9 protein-coding genes are annotated in these 17,415 nt (G+C 51.2%); 1 reads left to right on the plus strand and 8 read right to left on the minus strand.

What is annotated here, in order from left to right:
• Positions 1 to 21: 21 nt before the first annotated feature.
• The 8 genes from PG062_RS08850 to PG062_RS08885 form a co-directional block, all read right to left on the minus strand.
• Positions 22 to 1,815, minus strand: coding sequence for a cache domain-containing sensor histidine kinase (locus PG062_RS08850; RefSeq protein WP_270752009.1), 1,794 nt, complete (start codon positions 1,813 to 1,815; stop codon positions 22 to 24).
• Positions 1,812 to 2,552 (minus strand): response regulator transcription factor, encoded by a 741-nt coding sequence (locus tag PG062_RS08855; protein WP_114000129.1) that lies wholly within the window; start codon positions 2,550 to 2,552, stop codon positions 1,812 to 1,814. Before PG062_RS08855 ends, PG062_RS08850 begins: the two co-directional genes overlap by 4 nt.
• A 1,815-nt stretch (positions 2,553 to 4,367) precedes the next feature.
• Positions 4,368 to 4,583, minus strand: coding sequence for a hypothetical protein (locus PG062_RS08860; RefSeq protein WP_270752010.1), 216 nt, complete (start codon positions 4,581 to 4,583; stop codon positions 4,368 to 4,370).
• 189 nt (positions 4,584 to 4,772) lie between these two features.
• Positions 4,773 to 5,183 carry a hypothetical protein gene (locus PG062_RS08865; protein WP_114000241.1) on the minus strand — a complete coding sequence of 137 codons (411 nt, stop codon included), beginning with the start codon at positions 5,181 to 5,183 and terminating at the stop codon, positions 4,773 to 4,775.
• A 64-nt stretch (positions 5,184 to 5,247) separates the two neighbouring features.
• Positions 5,248 to 6,369 carry a ParB N-terminal domain-containing protein gene (locus tag PG062_RS08870; protein WP_270752011.1) on the minus strand — a complete coding sequence of 374 codons (1,122 nt, stop codon included), beginning with the start codon at positions 6,367 to 6,369 and terminating at the stop codon, positions 5,248 to 5,250.
• Complete coding sequence (locus PG062_RS08875; RefSeq protein ID WP_270752013.1) at positions 6,369 to 7,178, minus strand: ParA family protein; 810 nt, start codon at positions 7,176 to 7,178, stop codon at positions 6,369 to 6,371. The genes PG062_RS08870 and PG062_RS08875 overlap by 1 nt, the downstream gene beginning before the upstream one ends.
• A gap of 730 nt (positions 7,179 to 7,908) precedes the next feature.
• Positions 7,909 to 9,813, minus strand: a complete 1,905-nt coding sequence (locus PG062_RS08880) for a replication initiation protein (RefSeq protein ID WP_270752014.1) — start codon at positions 9,811 to 9,813, stop codon at positions 7,909 to 7,911.
• A gap of 958 nt (positions 9,814 to 10,771) precedes the next feature.
• Positions 10,772 to 11,404 carry a hypothetical protein gene (locus PG062_RS08885; RefSeq protein WP_270752015.1) on the minus strand — a complete coding sequence of 211 codons (633 nt, stop codon included), beginning with the start codon at positions 11,402 to 11,404 and terminating at the stop codon, positions 10,772 to 10,774.
• Positions 11,405 to 11,587: 183 nt separating this feature from the next.
• Here PG062_RS08885 and PG062_RS08890 point away from each other — a divergent pair, with 183 nt between their 5' ends.
• Positions 11,588 to 17,161: a SpaA isopeptide-forming pilin-related protein gene (locus PG062_RS08890; RefSeq protein WP_270752016.1), complete on the plus strand. Its 5,574-nt coding sequence runs from the start codon at positions 11,588 to 11,590 to the stop codon at positions 17,159 to 17,161.
• Positions 17,162 to 17,415: the final 254 nt, after the last annotated feature.

The raw sequence follows: 17,415 nt of genomic DNA on the forward strand, positions 1-17,415 counted from the left end.
AGATACCCGCCCGGCATTTTATTATTCTGTTTTACCCGTTTGCGGGGCATCCGGGGTATATTTTTTGTACGGGATGCAAAACGACACGCTGGTGCCAAGGTTTTTTATGGAACAGATGCGCAGCCCCGTTTCCTCCGGGTAGCGCAGGCGCAGGCGGCGGTCCAGGTTGGTCAGCCCAATACTGCGGCTGTTGCGGTCCGCAATGCGTTTGCGCAGCGCTTCCAGCTCTTCCCTTGTCATGCCGTCACCGTTATCGATCACACGCAGGTTCACCTTATCGCCAATGCGGCGGGCGCGCACCTTCATGTAACCGCGCTCGTTGCCGCGCAGGGCGTGCAGCAGGCTGTTTTCTACCACGGGCTGCAGCATCAGGCGGAATACCTCGGCGTCCATCACATCGTCGTCCACTTCATAATAAATAATAAAGCTGTCCCCAAAGCGGTAGTGCTGCACTTCCACATATTTTTTAAGGTAGTCCAGCTCTTCCCGCAGGCTGACGCTCTTTTGCGGGTTGGTCAGCGAATACTTTAGGATATCCGATACATACCCCACCACCGCGCTGATGCGCCCATCATCGTTCAGCTTGCGGGCTTCCATATCCAGCGTTTGCAGGGTGTTGTACAAAAAGTGGGGGTTGATCTGCAACTGCAGGGCGGTCAGCTCGGCGTTCTGCTGGCGGTACTGCTTTTCTTTCAGCTGGATGTTCAGGTAGGTGTTGTTCAAAAACATCATCAGGATATTGTTCATGATAACGTCATATTCATCATTTACCTTGCGCTGGGGGCGCTGGATGGTGCGGCCCGCCTCGGCATCCTCAAACATCTGCAGCATCAGGTTGATCTCGTCAAAGCTGCGCTTGGTGTTGACGTATGCCAAAAACACAATGGCGTACAGCGCCACAACCGCCATCAGCAGCAGCGGCATCAACCGTTCGCCCAGGTTTTCCAGGATCATGGCCCGGTCAATGGTAGATACGATGTAGAAATCCGGGTTCTGGTAGCTTTGCCAGTTCAACAGGCAGTCCCGGTCATCCAGCTTGATCCAGAACTCGTGCTCCTGTTCCGCCGTGTTCCCTGCCCCGCTCAGCGTTTTGCCCATCAGGTTTTGCAGCTCTTCCGTCGCGCCTGCGTCCCCTGCCTTTGCCAGCAGGCGGCCGCTGCCGTCAACCAGGTACAGATGCTGGTTATGGGACGGGCGCAGCACAGCAATTATTTCCTGCAAGTGGCTGATGTTCAGGGTAACGGCCACACATCCTTCCATCGTCATCATCCGGGCGCACACTACCAGCTGCCTTCTCTCGCTGGCTTTGCCTGCGTTCACCACCACCGGGGCAATGCAGGTGCGCTCGGTATCCGACATAGAGGAATACACGCTGTACCAGCCGCTGTAATCATCCGCCGAAAGGTTGACCAGCCCGCTGGACGTCAGCGCACGGTCGTACCCATCTATATAGATCAGAACCGAATCCACGTAATCATACGCGTTGGTCATGCTGTTCAGTGAGGATACCAGGCTGCGCAGGTAGATGGCATCGGTGTAAGAAAGGCTTTCCCTTTTCAGAGCTTTGTTCAGCACCATGTTGGTGCGGGTCATGCCGGTCATGTAGCTGTTCTGCGCCAGGACCGAATCCAGCACCAGCGAGATGTTGGAGCGCACAGCCTCAATACCGCGCTCATTGTCCTGCGTCATACGGTGCATCTGGGTCACAAAGGTCATGTAGGTGGTAACGGCCACCAGCAGCAGCGCCGGGATCAGCATGACCACCACAAAGTTCCACATGCGCTTCAAAAAGAACTTCCGCTTCATTCCCTTCATAGCGCGGCACCATCCAGGCGGGATTTGCGGTATTCCGATGGGCTCTGCCCATAATACGCTTTGAACGCACGGGAGAAGTTTTTGGGGTTATCGTACCCGACATAATAGGCAATATCATAGCTTTTATAGTGGATATCCGCCAGCATCTCACATGCTTTTTCCATCCGCGTCTTGAGCAGCAGCTCCGAAAAGCTGGTTCCGCTTTTTTCCTTGAACACGCGGGAAAGATAAGCCGGACTCAAGGAAACCTTGGCCGCGGCTTCTTCCAGCGTGGCAGTGCGGTAATTATCTTTTAAGTATTGCTGCACATCGTACACGATCTGGTCGTAATAGGCCTTGGGGGCGGTTTCCTGCACGGCGCTGCGGGCATCCAGCCGGGCTTTGACCTTTTCAAAGCATTCCAGCAGGGCGCTGTAGGCCACCGGTTTCATCAGGTAATCCGCCACGCCGTTTTGTAGCGCCGCGCGGAAGTATTCGTAATTGCTGTAGCTGCTGAAAAATATTTTCTGGATGTTGGGGTATTCCATCAGCCGATGGCTCAGCTCCAGGCCGTTCATATCCGGCATTTCAATATCGGTCAGCACCACATCCACCGGGTTTTCGGCAATATATTGCAGGGCTTTGCGTGCGCTGGTGAACACCTGCACCACCTCGAACCCAATGTTCTGCCAGGGGAACAGCTGAGCCATTCCGCTGGCAATCTTCTCTTCATCATCAATAATAATCAGTTTATACATCTTGCAGCCCCCCATCCGCGTTCAGGGCAAAACCGTTCTTTCTGCCTGCCCTTACATTCGGGCAAACCACCACTTGTATACCAGTATAAAGCCCTTTTGCCCCAAGGGCAAGACAAAAATCACGGAATGATGGTTAGGGCAATACCGCATAATTCTAAGTGCCGATACGGCGAGCGAGGTGCGGCAGATGCCAAGCCAAAAGCGCAGATAATACTGGATGCTGCAAAGGTGAGCGCCGCCAGTGGCGGAAACAGCGAACCGAAGCAGGGGCAGCGGTCGCAGAGTGCGAGGGGCTTTTGCCCCCGAAGCACGATGCGGATACCGCAACCCGACATTATCGAGTATTTTGGCAACGCAGATGCCGTGCCGCAGCTGCCGGAGCGGTGCTTAAGCCGCAAGGCGGGAATTGTGCGGTGTTGCCCTAGCTTTTTGCGTATTTGGGGGATACTGTTTGGCGGTTTTGGGGCGGCTTGTGCATCATATTCTGGGGGGTTGAGCGTTTCATTAGGATCGGCGGGTAGCTTTTATTTTGCGAATGGGTGGTTCGGACGGGGGAACATTCTGGATTTTTGGTGGGTTGGAATGATGGCCTGGGATGGATTTTTGTGCAGGGTGGTAGGACGGAATTTTCCCCTGCGGATTATGATATCCCACACATCCACCCCATAAACAACCTGTGGGGCGGGATTTCCCCTTCCCGCCGCGGAGAACCTTGTTGGTTTGTGTTGTGCCCGCTAAAATATTTGCAGGAGACAATGCTTCTCTTGAGGGCAGTTCCCCGCGGGGTGGAAAGATGCCGCGGAGCGGCGGAGAGGACCGGGCGCTGTTTACACCTGTCACCACAAATGCTTGAAGGGTGAATCTCACAGGCTGCCTCTAGGGTGTATCTGAAAAATTCATGTTTTTATGCTGCCCGATTTCCGCGGCGTCCGGCAGTCATTTTCTCCTTGCTGCTAACCATTCTGCATTTATTTTGACTGTCTTTCGCCGATGCGAAGGTAATAGGCAATACCGCATAATTCTAAGTGCCGATACGGCGAGCGAGGTGCGGCAGCTGCTAAGCCAAAAGCGCAGATAATACTGGATGCTGCAAAGGTGAGCGCCGCCAGTGGCGGAAACAGCGAACCGAAGCAGGGGCAGCGGTCGCAGAGTGCGAGGGGCTTTTGCCCCCGAAGCACGATGCGGGTACCGCAACCCGACATTATCGAGCATTTGGGCAACGCAGATGCCGTGCCGCAGCCGCCGGAGCGGTGCTTAAACCGTAAGGCGGGAATTATGCGGTGTTGCCAATACTTTCTCAAGTTGCAGGCCATCTACTATTGCTTAAATCGTCAAATTATTCCCGCTTGGTTTCCAAAGAGATTCTCTGTACCTAAATACAAATTGTATTATTTAATAAGTTTAATACAAAAATAGCGTTGTATTCCTGCCATTTCACATCACGTTTCCACGTTTTTGTCTATCAAGCAGCATGCCAACCTCTGCCCTCGCTCTCTCCCTATCAACTTTCGCCTTTCTCCCTATCCCGCCAAATCCCATCGTTTGGTCGGCTGTTTTAATTCCAAATCGTATAATATTGTTCATATATGCCATTTTGTTTTTAGTACTTTCCTTCTACTCCGCCTGACAGAATAACCAATACCCTGTGTAAAATTGCAACTCTTCCCTTTCGCAGCGTACAGTGTTGCATCTTTACACAGGGTATTCCTATCCCTGTCGTATTATAAAAAGGTAATTCACCCTGCAGATTGTTGCCATTTACACAGGTTTCTCCTCTTTTTTGGTTCCCCGCACCTGATTCACCCAAAATCCGCTTTATTTCGCAAACGCTGCATCGCGCTTTTCCTCATGTTTTGCTCTGTAAACCTGTGTAAAATTCCAACATATTTTTCCTTTTTTCCTATTCTCACCTTCTATCCGTTTTGTTGTAATTTCGCACAGGTTTATGTTTTGTAGTATTTTCAGGCTGCTTTGCATACAAAACGGCACCGCGTCTTTCAAAAAACGCGGTGCCGCCTTTGATTTATTCAAGGCAACACCGCACAATTCCCGCCTTGCGGCTTAAGCACCGCTCCGGCAGCTGCGGCACGGCATCTGCGTTGCCAAAATGCTCGATAAGACATCCAGTATTATCTGCGCTTTTGGCTTGGCATCTGCCGCACCTCGCTCGCCGTATCGGCACTTAGAATTATGCGGTATTGCCTCAAGATTTTGAAGTGCTTACCCTGCCGTGCTGTTCTGCTCTGTCAGCCCCGTAAACACCGGGTCGTTCAGCAGCATTCCGGGAACAACATATCGGTAGGTGATTGCCTGCCTGCCGTTGATCACACGCACACTATCGTTGGCCAGTGCCAGCTCTTTCAGGGTTTGCATATCCTCATCGTTCAGATAGATGGAGATCTGCTCCAGGCCAGATGTCTGCTTATATTTTGTCCCGTTTGTAACGGGAACATAGCGGCTGCTGACGGGGTTCAACTCGTAATTCTGCACCCCGCACAGGCGCGCTTTCGCAGCCTGTTCATGGATCAGCTCCGATGTCAGGGTGCCCAGCCGCGTGCCGCGCCAGTCCGCTTCGCTTTGCAGCACTGCCCGCACAGCCAGGTGCAGCCGGATGACAATTCGCTGTTTCATATCGTGGATTCCTGTATTCCTATTTGCATGGATTTTTGTTGTTTGCTGCTTTCGTGGATCTGGATTATTCCACAGCATCAATCAGTGCTTTCAGCTCCTGCGCTGCCGCAATCAGCTCCTGCATCTGGTCCGACATTGCTTTGCGGTCCTCTGCCGTATAACTGCGGATCTTAGCTTCAATATTTTTTGCCGCTGCAATTTTACGCAGTTTGCGGGCCGTGGTGGGCAGCTTGGCCGAAATAAAGTTGTGATCCTTATCTACTGCCGCCGCCTTGTTTTCCTGCGTCTTGGCCTGACCGATTGCATCCTGTGCATTTTGCAACGCTGCTGCAAATACGCTCTCGCGCTCCTGCATGCTGCGGCGTTCCACTGCTACATCCAGCATGGCGGTGGTCAATGCGTCCTTAATGGCGCGGCGCTCATGGCTGCGTGGGTCAAGGGCTGCGATTTTCAAAAACACTGCGGCTGCACGGGCCTGTTCTTCCAGGGTCAGGCGGAGATAGGTTTCGCACTCGGCTCGGTTCAGGAATTCCTCATCCAGCAAGCGGCGCAGGTCAGGGTTGAGATCATTCTGAATCGAAAGCGCCTTATCAATCGTGCGGGAATTCAGCGGGCTGACCTCTTTCAGCGCTTTTTTCGCTTCCGCTGCGCTCAGGTTATACGGTGCTTTCTGCAGGTTTTCCACAAAACGCGCCGCCGCCTGGCGCATCACACGTTCATTGCTGATGCCGCCGCGCACTTGCAGGTTTGCGCTGTCAATATACACAACTTTTTCGTTTTCCGTCAAGTTGCGCACCACTTTGCACTGCACTTTCTGCCATTCACTCATGCGGTTGGGCAGCTGCTTTTCTTCCTGCTCGCGTTTATCCTGCTCCACCAACAGGCGCAGCGCACGCAGGCGGCGCTCGCCGGAAAGCAGCACATATTTTCCGCCAACACCGGTCTTAGGGAACACAACCAGGTTGTGCAGCAGCCCCGCGCGGCGGATATCATCGGCCAGCAGCGCAATATCTTCCTCGGTATCCAGCTCACGGTAAAGGGCATTATCCGGGTTTTCTTCAATATCATTGATATTGATCTCGCTGTATTCACCGCCCGGCTCCTGGTCGCCGCGCGCAATCTTACTTAACGCTGCTTCGTTTACTTTAAAGCCTTTTTTCTGCAGTCGGTCCAGTTTGCTTGCCATCACTCTGCCTCCTGTTCAACGCGCGTTTTCAGCTCGGCATACACCTTTGCATAATCCTTTGCCGGGTTGCTGCTGCGTGCACATAGCACAACCGGCGCACCAAGGCGGGTGCTATCCTTTACAGCCTGTCCCTTACGGATTTCGGCAGCAAACAGCTTGCTGCCCAGCTGGCTTTCCCGCAGTTCATTGCGGATCACTTCGGTCAGGGCAGTTTTTTCCACCATAGTCAGGATAATGCCCAAAACATCAATTTTTTCGCCCTCATCGTGCTCCAACTGCTGGCACATGGCCACAGTGCGGTACACACTGTCACGGCTGTAGTCATCGCACACGCAGGGGATCAGCACAAAGTCACTGGCCATCAGGGCGTTGGTCACCATTACATCGCGGGACGGCGGGGTATCGATCAAAATATAGTCGTATTCGCCGGCAACCTGTGCCAGGCACATGGCCAAAAACATATTGATACTGGTGCTTTCGGACTGTTCCAGGATTTGCAGCTGCTTGGCCGCCATTGGGGTGTTGCCATTTGCCGGAATTATATCGATATTATCAAACTGCGTGCGGGAAATATAGTTCTGCGTGCCGCTGATGCCATAGGCACGGAACATATCATACACGCCAGCGCGGTCAAAAGTATTATCGGTTACACGGGCGCCCGTCAGGGTATAGGTACAGTTGCCCTGGGCATCCATATCCACAACAAGCACCCGCTTGCCGTCCTGCGCCATCAGCGCCGCCAGGTTGCAGACGGTAACGGTTTTTCCCACGCCGCCTTTTTCAATGCAGACTGAGATACAATATCCCATTGTTTTCCTCCTTGCGAGCGCCTTTGTGTAGGCATCTCTTCGTTGCTGTCGGTTAATCTTTGGCTTTTGTTCGGTTCTTTTTGCGGTACCGCACGCCGGTATCTTAGGCAATACCGCATAATTCTAAGTGCCGATACGGTGAGCGAGGTGCGGCAGATGCCAAGCCAAAAGCGCAGATAATACTGGATGCTGCAAAGGTGAGCGCCGCCAGTGGCGGATGCAGCGAACCGAAGCAGGGGCAGCGGTCGCAGAGTGCGAGGGGCTTTTGCCCCCGAAGCACGATGCGGGTACCGCAACCCGACATTATCGAGCATTTTGGCAACGCAGATGCCGTGCCGCAGCCGCCGGAGCGGTGCTTAAGCCGCAAGGCGGGAATTGTGCGGTATTGCCCTTAATCTGACTGCGGGTTGCAAAAACGGGCACCCCGTGCCGTGCGGCATCTCTTCGTTGCTGTTATAGTTTCTATTATATCATATGCTTCGCGTGTGTCAACGGATATTTTGACGAATATTATGCAGGCATCTCTTCGTTGCTGTTCACGCTTTTTCTCTGCCGCTTTCCCTTCCTATCCTTCTTCACTTCATCCAGGCATTCCCGCTCACCCACCTTCATTCTCACCTATTATCCCAAAGTCTATCTGAAATCAAAAAAGCAGCGGCCAGCAATCTGCCAGCCGCTGCTTACCTTATTATAATAGTGCTCCCGGATGTTCCGCTCCGCTTCACCTCAATTACTCTTCGCTGTCATCCGGGATATCTTCCTCAAAAGCATCCATCCAGCTTTCGTTGTGCCACTTATCTTTTTCACCTTTTTCCTTGGCGGCAACCTTCTGCCGTTGTGCCTGGTCGTTCATTATGGTGCCGATCGGGTTCAGCGCGCGCTCTTCAATAATGTGGTAGAACAGCCCCATCGGGTTATTCACGTTGGGGTCCTTGGCGGCCTTTGCCCAGAACACATCAAAGTCCAGTTCATGCGCCATAGCTTCCATCAATGGGGTCAGGCTGCCATACTTTTCAATCACTTCATTCATGCAGGCCAGGTAATGCAGCCGCATTTCGTCTTTCAGCCCATTGCGCAGGCTGGAAGGCGATGGCACGCACCGCGCTGCCAGGTGGCGGTAAATTTCGTGGTAAGCGCCGCGCTGGCCGCTTGTCAACGTCTTTTCCAGGTATCCATCATCTACAAACTTTGCAAACTCTTTTCGCATATCCTGCCGTTTTACAATCGTTTCGGGAATCAGCTCTACCTTGGGCGGCTCCGGCTTCGGCAGCGTTTGCTGCACCGGCTCGTCCATCACATGGTACTCCGCTTCCAGCAGCTCCTCTTTGGGTTCTGCTGCCGGCTTTGCCTTGCGGAAAATATAAATGCGATAGTTATCCATATCCTCGCGCAGCACCTTGTTCAGGTACCGCGCTGGGCTGCGCATCTTCTGCGACCGGGGAATGATCTCCTGTGCATAACGGGGTGCCACACCGGCCAGCCAACTGGTCAGCCCGCCGCAATCCAGGATGATGGCATTCATCTTTCCAAACACCGTTTTGTTGCCGCCGTCCTGCTCGCCATCGCCTGCCTGGATGGTGCAGCAGGCATCTGCCAACACATCAATGATCACTTCCACCGCGTGCAGCTCTTCGGGCGTAATCTCCGCGCGCAGCTGATCCATGCGCGCTTTCACAACAATTTCCTCCCGCAGCTCGGTGCGGTGGCGTCCAAAGGAATAGGGAATCGTTGTTTCCGGTGCCGAAACATAATCAAAGGTGATCACGCTGGGGTCATCCAGCAGCGAATCCTCAATCGCCACGGTGGGGCGGCCCTTCTTTTTGCTCTTTTTGCGCACTGTGCTGTTGATGCTGTCCAGGTTGGCCTGTGCGGCGGCATCATCCACCGGGTCAATCGTTACCACCAGCGAAAGAACCTTCTGCCCTTTTTTTTCGTACACATCGTAATTAAAAATAATATCCGTCTTTTCGTTAATTTCCGCCTTTGCCTTTTCCAGTGCCAGGCGGCGGAAATCCGACCATCGGTTGGCCGTATACGAAAGCTGTTCATACAGCATGCTCAGGTTCCATACCAGCGGTTCCCCGGCCGCTTTCTTTTTCAGGTACAGGCTCTGGTAGCTCTTGCACAGCTCGTAAATGCGGATGGAATAGGTGGACCGCATCAGCATGGTGTAGGTCACATCCATGGTGGTATACAGGGTTTTCAGCTGCACCAGGTGCGGTTTCAGCACCGGATCCAGCGTGATGGTCATGCGCGCGCGGCCCTCATCAATGCGCACTTTATCGATCCAGCGGAATGTTTCCACCGTGGAAGTTCCGTTATTCTTGATCCACTGGATGGGCGCGTTGGCCAGCTCCTCAATATTTTTGCGCACCTGCTTGTACAGCGCCCCGCTGTGCGGGTCCATGCCGGTCATCTTGATAAAATCATAAATGCTCAGCTCATAAGAGGGCAGGTCCGTATCCTCCGGCTTAATCATCGAAAAAATATGCAGCATCAGGCGCTGCTGGCTCAGCGTCAGGTTGTTGCGCGTCATCTGTACAAGGTCATTGGATTTGCGAACGATGGTCTGGTCCCCGCGTTCTTCAAACGTAACGACAAACGGATCATCTTTTTTCTGTTTACTTGCCGCCATAAGCAGGGGCCTCCTATATCGGTTGCTGTATCCCGGGTGGTCACGCACATCATGCTAAACATTATAGCACATCCTGTTGTCCAGCGCAAGAATTGCAAATTTACACAGGGTTTCACCGCCATTACCCTGTGCAAAATGCAACACCCGCGTTGTGGTTTGCCATATATCCTGTGGGGGTTGCAGCCCGGGTGCAGGTTACACAGGGTTTTATTGTGCTTTTCTATCCTGCCGTTTCAGGGTTCTGTAACCTGATGGAATGGCAACACCAATTTTTTCCTGTTCTCCCCCATCTCCCGGCTTACCTCTGGTTGTTATTATGGCTTAGTTGTTTAGTTCTATATTAGTAATAGGTAGAGCCTGTGTAATTTAACAACGCAAACCTGTGTGTTCAACCAACTGCAGCCTGTGCATTCCACCACCATTTTCCTGTGCGGAAAGCAACCTGCGTAAAGTTGCAAATAAGCCAAAAACAGCCAAACCTGTGTAAATTGCAACACGGAGAACGGGCCTATCCTGTGTGGTTTTTCAACAGGTACGCGGGTCACGGCGGGGCAGGGGAGCGGGAATACCCTGTGTAAATTGCAACTGTTCCGGGGGTAACCTGTGCGTTTTTCCAACGGTAAGCGGCATAGGGAAACAAGGCAATCCTGTGCGTTTTTCCAACACGTTTCGGGAATGTTCGGCACAGAATGCGGGCAATACCCTGTGCAAAATTACAACAGCGCACAGCTGCTTCAAATAGATCAGTTGCAAATTCACACAGGGTAGCACCCCTTTTATAATAAGGTAAGTGCCGCATAGAATGGCGCGTGAGGGGTTGCAGTTTACACAGGATAGATTGAAAGCTGGGAGCTGGAGGTGTATCTGAAAACAAAGAAAAAGCTCGTCTGTTTCAGTAAACGCAGCCGGATTTTGTGCTTGCGAAAGATCCGCTATTTTCGTTGCTCTCAGAGGCACCTCAGGAGCTGGCGCAAATAGAAATCAGCAATGGGGAACCGGGAATCAGGGGCGGGGCAGGGGGGACAAAAAAGCGAATGGCATATCTGCAGCAAACCCGCACCCCGTTGTAAAGGGAGAACGGCGTCCCGTTGGCGGGCGTGCAATCCACCAAACCCGCACCCGCCGCCGCAAACACCGCAAACCGTTTGCAGGGGCGCGGTGTACCCATCGCGCCGCAAAAAAACGGGAACCGTGCGCCGCAAACCTGCCATCCCTCCCACAAGGCGCCCACCCAGCCGCCAGGCCCCGCCGCAAACAGGCGCATGCGAAACAAATAATTGCGCAAAAACAGGAAAATGCAACAAAAAAGGCGAATTTTGCCGCAAAGTTGCGCTCTGTGTGCGCAGAGGATCATAAACGCGCGGTCAAAGTATATAAAAGGGACCGCTGCCAAAAAGAAAATCAGGAGTAAATTATACAAAGGCTTTGAACACATTATATAATTGGAGGAAAGCGCAATCAGTAAAAGTGCTGAAAAACAGGAATTTGCGTGGATTGTATTGTCTTTCTGGTGTAAAGGTGCTATATTAAGAAAATAAAAAGTAAATGCGCAATGAGAAGACTCGATGCGGTTTTTTTTTGAAAACAACATGGCAACGGTTGCGCAAGTAAAAGAAGCTGGCTTCTTTTACTGTTTCACAGGGATCCCCTGTGGAACAATGTGCTTCCATCAAGCCAGCGCGAAAGACGGGTGAGCAGATTGAATAGAACAGGGAAAAACACAACAGGTTGGGCGCGCCGGCTGACAGCGCTGCTTGTCACCGCTTGCCTGGTTATGGCAATGGCCCTGCCTGTATACGCCGAGGTGGATCTTCTGCCCGACGCACCTGGCGAAGTAGAGCTGCTGGAGGATGAGCCGGGAACGGCCTCCGGGGAGGATACCGCTCCGCCGGAGCAGAACGCCGCCACCCCGGTGCCGGATGCCGCCACCCCGGAACCGGAACAAAGCGCCGAGCCGGAGCAGCCCGCCCCGACCGAAACGCCGGAGCCCACGGCAGAACCCACCCCGACCCCGGAACCGACAGCCACCGCAACGGCCACCCCCACGCCGACCGTGACCCCCACCGCCACCCCGGAACCGACCGAACAGCCGCAGAAGATGTACGCCGCAAAAAGCGTGGATAACGTGCAGGCAGTTAGTGAGGGGGGAGTGCCGGCTACTTACACGCTCTATTTTGCAGTGCCTAAGAGTTGGATCGATTATACAGGGGTGACAATACGTGCCATTATTGGAAAAAGTCAAAATGATCCAAAATATGAACTTCCTATGAAGGAAGTTAGCGAAACGGATGACGGAAGAAAAATTTATTCTGTGGTCCTGAATCATCAAGACCACTATAAATATGGAGTGTTGGGTGGACTTGAATTTCGCGGATATAAAGGAGAAACACATACATACACAGTAACCATTGTTAAAGTAGATGATAATAATCAGCTACGGGATATATCGTTCGATCCAGTTAATCCGAATTATATCGGCGGCGACTACTATGACGGAGAGAACGGAGATGGCTGGCATCCAGAGCTGTGGAAAATCTATAAGGTTGGCCATAAGCATTTCGCTAACAAAACGATGGCCTTTGAAAATAAAACCAGTGAAACACTAACGAACGTCAAAGCCTGGTTTTATGAACCAGATACTAATAAAACCCTTACCCCAGTCAGTGAGCAGCCAATATCCTTAAATGATATCCAACCTGGTTCCACAGCAACCTTTACCATTCCTAAAGATTTTTGCTCTTTTGTTCGCTTTACCGAGGGCGATACAGTAATAAGTGAATACTACAATTTTTATAATGAGGAAGTAACAGGAGAAAATCAGAAACGCTTCCAGTATTCCGAAGGTCAATGCTATTGCTACATGTACAATGGTATTAAGGATGCAACATGGGGGCGTCCCGGTGCCACCCGCATCTATTACGATGCTACTTTCTCCAAGATGGCATTGAATGGAGATACCGACGACTTTTCAATCCCCAAAGCCAATAATAATAATAAAGAGACCATTTATTATCGGATAAAAGGAGACGGCGTAGAATCCGAAAGCGGCACGCTGGTAAAAGATGGTACAAACGAAAATCTTTATTATATTGACATTCCCCAAGGATATCGTTCAATCATCTTTTCCGGTGAAGAAATTAACGATGACAATACGACAAAAGGAAATGGAGTAAGTACAGCGTGGTTGCCGATTCCCACAGATGACAAAAATTGCTTCTATGCGGATACGAATGACGATGCAGTATATAAAGGTACCACTCGTGGCGGCTACTGGGCTCCAAAAGGTACCCTGCGTGATGCCGAAACGTGGAAAAATACTGACACTACTGACACTACTAAAACTAAAGTAGTAGATATTGCATCCGTTCCTTTTACGGAAAAACCAAACACAAAGTATGTTACCAGTACGCTGTATGACTATTATACAGATTACGAACTGAACGGCAATAACCGTGGCAGTTACGATCAAAGTTCTCCTACTGTAAGTCACCGCAACTGGGTACCCTTCCGCCAGTTCGATCAGGCGCTGAGCGATTATTATAAGGATGCAAAGGCCCAATACCCGATTTATACCGGACATTTCCAGCCTGATAGTGGAACTGAATTTAGCCAGATTGCTAGTACATTAAATTTGTTTGGGTACGACAATGAGCAAAGCAAATTTAATCATTTTATGGCAATCAATAACTCTCAGCGTAATGACGATAATACCAATGGAAGTAATCATACAAACTATGCCTATCAGGGATTGGTTGCGAATACAACATCCACCGGTAAAGCAACAGGTGAACCGCTGCTGAAAGGTACAGGAGCAGTAGAACCGCACTTTAACAAAGAATTCCTCTTAGGAAAGAATAGTAAAAATGCAAAGCTTGGTGAAGTGTACGACAACGTTGCGTTCCCCTTTACCAAGAAACAGATTTTTGGTGAGGATCAGGGCGTTGATTATTGGTGCTTTGACAGCAAGGATACAACCTTGTATCTAAAACAAAATTCGGAACAAAATTCGGATTCAAAATATTTTCTCCAAAGCCAAAGTGCCAATAACAGAGAGTCTTCAAAGAATGTGAGTGCGTCATCGAACCCGAAAGACCCTTATGGCTACTTCCCGTTCAATGAAACAGCAAAGCCTGGTGTGTTTTCTACCTACAATTACGGCTTTGGCACCAAGCTGCAGATGGATTTTACCCTGACGGATGACGGCATGGTGGAAACAGAAAAGGCAGATGGAACAACGGAAAAAACCAGCATCAAGTTCTTCTTCTCCGGTGACGATGACGTTTGGGTATTCATTGATGGCCAGCTGGCGCTTGACGTTGGCGGCGCCCATGGTGAGGTTTCCGGCCTGCTGGAATTTGGCAAGGCAGATGAAAAGAATAATAGTGTAACAGCCTATGTCAGTAGGGTCAAAACAGGCGGAACGTCAGATAAAGATAAAGATGAAAAAAATGTCAAATCCGCTGTCAAGACCGTAACATATAATGGCGAGGTCATCAATTTCTACGCGCAAGGCACTACTCTTAATGACCTCGACAAAGGCAAAAAGCACACCCTTACCATGTACTATATGGAACGCGGTATGTGGGAATCCAACATGGCGGTGGCGTTCAACTTCCCGGATAATAACGAGCTGCAGGTTCAAAAAGAAGTCGATCTGACCAACGTTACTGATGATGACTTCAAAAACTGCTTTAAAAACCAGAAAATCTTCAACTTCACCATCCAGAACCAGGCAACCCATTATGGAACAACACCGGCCGCTGACCCGGATACGGGCGGTATTAAGTCCCAAAAGGTGGATTTGACTGCGGAAAGTGGTAACACGTTTAAACCCGCAACCAATTCAACCGAAGGTGAGTACATTTTCAAGTTGGATACAAACCCCCATCCAGATTCCGTGCAAGATACCGAACAGGTCCTTCACTGGTACGCACGCTATACGGATACGGAACCCGTCAGTGCAGCGCGTAAGCAACGTTATGGCATCCTGACGCTGAATGCCCCCATCAATATCAAAGACAACATGCGCTTCCTTACGTTCCAGGTTTACGTTGATCCAAAGGATGGTGGAGGTGAACTTTCCCTCAACAACCTGTATCTGGAACTGCTGGATGAAAATGACGTCCAAAAAGGCAGCCTTGACACAACAGGCATTAACGGCGCAACGTATGGCTCGGTCGAACTGAAGACAGGCAAATGGGTCACCGTAAAGCTGGACCTGCACAAGATGAAAGAGCGGGACGGTTTTAGCGGCAACGTCAAAACCATCCGCGTGGGCGATAACTATAGCCGCAACATCTATTTCAGGAACTTTACCTTCATTCCCAAAGCGGTGCCAAGTAAGATGACCGGCTTTACAACCGATCAGGAGAAAATCCCGGATTACGGCTCCGCCACAACCGGTCAGCTGCAAAACGCCAAATACGCACAGTACACCTCCACCGAGGACAGCGACACCCAGTTGGTGGACGAGGACGGACGCTTTGTTCTGGAAGCTGGAGAAACCGTTACCTTCAGCGACCAGTTCCGCCGCGGCAGCTACATTTCGCTCAGAGAGAAACTGAACCCAAGCCTGTACGACACCACATGGACCGTGTACGAGAACGGGAAGGCGGTTGAGTCGACGAATCCGGAGGACACATTAAATGTAAAGACCGTAACATTCGGGAGAGACAGGTCGTTAAAAGAGCAGTATGATCCCCCCAAAGGCCCCGATGATGGCCGAACGGAAGTTTATGACAATACAGATGGGGTAAAGAATGATGGCTACACGGCGAATAGCAAGAAGCCTGACAAAAACACCATCGTCTTCCGCTCCTATAAGGACCCGGACGAAACAAGCTCCACGCTGACAAAGCTAAAGGTAAAATACGTCAACACCGTCAAAACCGGCGGGCTGAAAATCCAAAAGAAGGCCGCAGAGGGCGAAACCTTGACCGGAACCTACACCTTCAAAGTTACCTTTAATGATGTTGGCGGTGAGGGTCTGGAAGAAAAGCCCATCGAAAGAACCGTTACGATTAAGGGCGAAAGCACCGGAACCATCACCGGCATCCCCATTGGCACCCGCTATACCATCGAGGAAGTCGGAAGCACCGATGGTGCCAAACTGCAAAGCGTAACCGTTCCGGATAGTTGCAAATCCGCCCATGTGATCAAAAACAACACCATGGTGGAAGGCGTGATTGAGAAGAGCAAAGATCCGAACAATCCGGAACTTACCGCAATCTTTACCAACACCCAGCGCACACTGATCAACATTGAGTTCGATAAGCTCTGGGAAGGTACGGACAATCTTAGCACTGCGAACCGGCCGGATACAATCTACATCCAGCTCCAGCGCCGTCTGGCAACCAGCCAAAACGATGCAGACTGGAAACCGGTAAACTACCCGAGAGCAGACAGCCCAAACTATGTTACCATTAACCGCGGTACTTACGGCTGGCTGTATACCTTTAGCGGTTTGGATCAGTACCAAATCAATACGGATAAAAGCCACACCGATTATGTGTACCGCATTGTGGAAGGTACGGTGGAGAATGACAAATTTAAACAGGTAGCACCAGGCGAAACCATTACGATTAAGGGCAATACGTATGTTGTAACGGTAAAGGCTGAAGCAAGACCAAACAGCGAAACGAACAGCGCGGACAGCTCAACAGGCAATACAGCCACAGCAAACAGCGAAACGGACAGCGAAACCGGCGCAACTACAACGCCAGCCACAGCCACCGATGGAACCATCACCGGCGGCAGCGGCAAGATTGAGCTGACCAACAAGCTGCAGAACCCGAAGTTTGTACTGGATATCATCAAGAAGGACGCGGAAAAAGACGAAAATAGCAATGACGTGCTCTTGAGTGGTGTTGAGTTCAAGCTGGAAAAGCTGGTCGAAACAACAGCCGAAGGAAAAACGCAGTGGGTAGTAGATAAAAACTACCCATTCAATAGCACAAACAAAGGTTCCATTACCGGTACAACCGGAACGGACGGCAAGATAACCCCGAACCCGTTCACAAATCTGGAACCCGGTACATACCGCCTGACGGAAACCAAGGCACATCCGGAGTACAACCTGTTGGCACAGCCAATTAAGATCCAATTTACCCAAGACGGCAAGTGTTATATTGATGATGTGGAAGTTAAGAAAGACGATAAGACGTTCATTCCGGGCGCCAATAACACCTACACCATGCACCTTACCGTTCTGAACCGTAAAACGCCTGAGCTGCCCCACACGGGTGCAGACGCGCCAAGCCTGTGGCTGCTGATCGGCTTGCCGCTGGCGGTGGCAGGGCTGTTGATATTCACATTCCGCTACAACAGGAAAGGGGGCCGGCGACATTAACCATCCCCCGGAAACCCAGCAACCCCCAGGGTACAGCCCGCCAGTGCGCGCCCGTTTACGGCAGGGCGCAGCCATAAGCCGGGGTGTGTAACTGAAAAGCGGAAAATATCGCCTGTTTCTATAAGCGCAGCCGGATTTTGTGTTAAGAAGCCTTGGGATCCGGAAAGGATTCCGGCGGCTCTTTGCCTTACATCCTGCTTGTGGCTGCGAAATATCCGTTATTTCCTTTGGTTTCAGATGCACCTTAAGCCAAG

Source organism: Gemmiger qucibialis (genome assembly GCF_027689445.1).
GTDB lineage: Bacteria > Bacillota > Clostridia > Oscillospirales > Ruminococcaceae > Gemmiger > Gemmiger qucibialis.

Excerpts from the sequence above, each read along its gene's own strand:
- PG062_RS08850 (WP_270752009.1), bottom strand. The coding sequence starts at position 1,815 with ATGAAGGGAATGAAGCGGAAGTTCTTTTTGAAGCGCATGTGGAACTTT.
- PG062_RS08855 (WP_114000129.1), bottom strand. The coding sequence starts at position 2,552 with ATGTATAAACTGATTATTATTGATGATGAAGAGAAGATTGCCAGCGGA.
- PG062_RS08865 (WP_114000241.1), bottom strand. The coding sequence starts at position 5,183 with ATGAAACAGCGAATTGTCATCCGGCTGCACCTGGCTGTGCGGGCAGTG.
- PG062_RS08870 (WP_270752011.1), bottom strand. The coding sequence starts at position 6,369 with ATGGCAAGCAAACTGGACCGACTGCAGAAAAAAGGCTTTAAAGTAAAC.
- PG062_RS08875 (WP_270752013.1), bottom strand. The coding sequence starts at position 7,178 with ATGGGATATTGTATCTCAGTCTGCATTGAAAAAGGCGGCGTGGGAAAA.
- PG062_RS08880 (WP_270752014.1), bottom strand. The coding sequence starts at position 9,813 with ATGGCGGCAAGTAAACAGAAAAAAGATGATCCGTTTGTCGTTACGTTT.
- PG062_RS08885 (WP_270752015.1), bottom strand. The coding sequence starts at position 11,404 with ATGTTGTTTTCAAAAAAAAACCGCATCGAGTCTTCTCATTGCGCATTT.
- PG062_RS08890 (WP_270752016.1), top strand. The coding sequence starts at position 11,588 with ATGGCAATGGCCCTGCCTGTATACGCCGAGGTGGATCTTCTGCCCGAC.